We start from the raw sequence: 3,071 nt of genomic DNA on the forward strand, positions 1-3,071 counted from the left end.
CACAAAAAGGTTCGCGCATGCCTGCCTGTTCGCGCTTGCCGTCGGCAGCGCCGTTCCCTCGTTCGCCGTGCCGCTGATGGACATGCGCGTCGACGATCTGCTGTTCATGTCCGCCGACGTGAAAAAATCCCTGAACCTGACGCCCAACCAGCAGACGTTGTGGAACCAGGTCGAGGGCCGGTCGCGGGCTATCCTGCGCGAGCGCCAGCGCCGGCGCGAGGCGTTGCAGGAGCAGGCCAAGACGATGGTGGCCAGGCCCGACGTCGAATTGCGCGACCTGAACCGGGCCATCGACGCGGAAAGCGCGGCGACGGCCACCGAAGACAAGCAGTTGCGCGAAGCGTGGCTGGAAGTGAACGATGCGCTCGACGACAAACAGCGTGCCCAGGTGGCAGCCTTTGTCGGCGAACAATTGATGCGCGTGGTGCCGGACGGGCATGGCGGCGGCGAGCACGGCGGTGAACATGGCGGCCAACGCGGCAGTGGTGGAGGACGCATGGGCGGTCACGGCCGCGGTGGCATGGGCGGAGGCGGCATGGGCGGCCCCGGCGGTGCGTCGATCAATCTCGGCGGCTGAATAGGCGAGGTCGTCGCTTTTTCGCCCGATGCCGTGTATCGTAAAGTAAAAATCTGCCGCTCTTCGCTGGATAGCCTATCCTTCCCCGCTAGAATTGGTTTTATCTAGGCAGCAACCGATAACAACGATAGTCATGAGTAAACTGATCCCGATCGCCTGCCTGGCTCTGCTGGGCACGGCGGGACCTGCACTGGCCCAGTCCGGCCAGACCCCTCCCCAGACGAACGATTCCCCGACCTCCGGCAAGGTCCAGCAGGTGACCGTGAACGGCACGCGCGCGGACGACACCGAGACGCGTCGCCTGTCGACGGCGGCGAAGTCGGTGTACGGACGCGAAGAGCTCGACCGCAATGGCGACACGAGCATCAGCGAAGTCCTCAAGCGCCTGCCGGGCGTGACCCTCGGCGGGCCGCCGGGCCGCGGTGGTGGCGGCGTGCGCATGCGCGGCCTCGGTAATGGCTACACGCAGATGCTCGTCAACGGCGAGCGTCCGCCGCCGGGCTTTTCGCTGGAAGCGCTGGCGCCGGACCAGGTCGAGCGCATCGAGGTGATGCGTGGACCCGTGGCCGAGCACAGTACCCAGGCCATCGCCGGCACGATCAACATCGTCCTGCGCGAGGGTTATCGGCAGAAGGACGTGCAGCTGCGCGTGGCGGACAGCATCGAGCAGGGCCGCCATGGCGTGAACGTGGGCGTCGTCGTGCCGGGCCAGGCGGGCAGCCTGTCGTGGAACCTGACGGGCGCCGTCAACCAGGCGCGCCAGCACAATGACAGCGACACTATCAACCTGAACACGCTGAAGGACACGCTAAACAACGGCGGCACCGTGCAACGCGAGCAGCGCATCCACGACGAGGGCGGCGGCGTCAACGACTCGCTGTTCCTCACGCCGCGCTTCGCGTACAAGTTTGCGAACGGCGATACGCTGACGTTTCAACCGTTCCTCGTCGCGAACCGCAACCGCAGCGGCGGCGACAGCCGGCTCGATCAACCCATCGGCACGATCGCACCGGAATACGCGCACCAGCGCTCCGACTCGACGTCCAATTCGACCTTCCTGCGCGGCTTCGGCAACTGGTTGCACCGCATGGACGGCGGCGCGCGCCTGGAAGTGAAATTCGGCTTCGCCGGCGGCAGGAGCAGCAGCGACGTCCTGCGCAACACGTTCGACGCCGCGGGCGCGCCATTGCGGCGCTACGTCGATGCCGACAGCACGCGCGACGGCAGCCTGAACACGGGCGGCAAGTATACGCGCCCGATGGGCAAAGGCCATCTGTTCGCGGCCGGCTGGGAAATCGAGGGCGGGCACCGCAGCCAGGAACACGTGGCGGCCGGCGATTCGGCGGCGCTGTTCGACGACGATGGCGCCTCGCTGGCGGCCGATTCGCGCCGCGTCGCCGCGTTCGTGCAGGACGAGTGGGACGTGACGCCGCAGTTTTCGACTTACCTCGGCCTGCGCTGGGAAGGCATCCGCATCACGAGCGACCAGACGGCGGCCGGCCGCGGCGAGATCAAAAACATGTCGAAGGTCTGGAGTCCCGTGCTGCACGGCGTGTGGCGCATCCCCGAACACGATAAAGATCAGGTGCGTGCCAGCGTGACGCGCAGCTATAAGGCGCCGGCACTGAACGACCTGATCGCCGTGCCGACGATCTCCACGTACAACGACGCCACGCGTCCGGACCGCACCGGCAACCCGAACCTGAAGCCGGAACTGGCGACGGGACTCGACGTCGCCTACGAGCACTATGTCGGCAAGAGCGGCATCGTGTCCGCCAGCGCATTCACCCGCAACATCGACGACCTGCAGCGCCGCACGACGGTGCTGGCGCAGACGGCGTCCGGGCCGCGCTGGGTGTCCACGCCGATCAACATCGGCAAGGCGCGGACGAAAGGCATCGAACTGGAAGCGAAGTTCCCGCTCACCGACGTCTACGCGGGCGCGCCGAACGTCGACGTGCGCACGAACTACAGCCGCTACTGGTCGGACGTGGAGGGCATTCCGGGCCCGAACAACCGCCTCGACCAGCAGCCGAAGCAGACCGCCAACGTGGGCGCGGACTGGCGCCTGAAAGGCATGCCGCTGACCGTCGGCGGCGGCTTGAACTGGACCCCGGCCACGCTCGTGCAGACCACCGTCAACGAGACCGCGTACACGGGCATGAAGCGCCAGTTCGACTTTTACGGTTTGTACAAGCTGAACGCGAGCGCGCAGCTGCGCCTGTCCGCGAACAACCTCGATCCGCGCCTCTACGACAGCGCGCGCAGCGTCGACACGGGCACCCTCGTGCAGAGCGCTGCGACGGCGACCCGGACCTATACCACTTTCGGCATCCGCTACGAAACCAAGTTGTGAGATGCACCAATGGCCCGGCGTTGGCAAACCGGGCCGTGTTACATTCGCCGCCGGCCACAAGCCGCTTTTCTCGCGCCGCTAAGAACCTATCTCGGTAGGCGCGAACTGGTAGGGTGGGCACCCCGTGCCCACCAAATG

2 protein-coding genes are annotated in these 3,071 nt (G+C 66.5%); both read left to right on the forward strand.

Annotated elements, in window-relative coordinates; genetic code table 11:
• On the forward strand, window positions 1–577 hold a 577-nt coding region (locus tag AC1DYX_RS29930), incomplete at its 5' end, for a Spy/CpxP family protein refolding chaperone (RefSeq protein WP_477265670.1).
• A gap of 133 nt (window positions 578–710) precedes the next feature.
• Window positions 711–2,933, forward strand: coding sequence for a TonB-dependent receptor plug domain-containing protein (locus tag AC1DYX_RS29935; protein WP_477265672.1), 2,223 nt, complete (start codon window positions 711–713; stop codon window positions 2,931–2,933).
• Window positions 2,934–3,071: the final 138 nt, after the last annotated feature.

This window comes from Massilia sp. P2_C2, assembly GCF_056404615.1.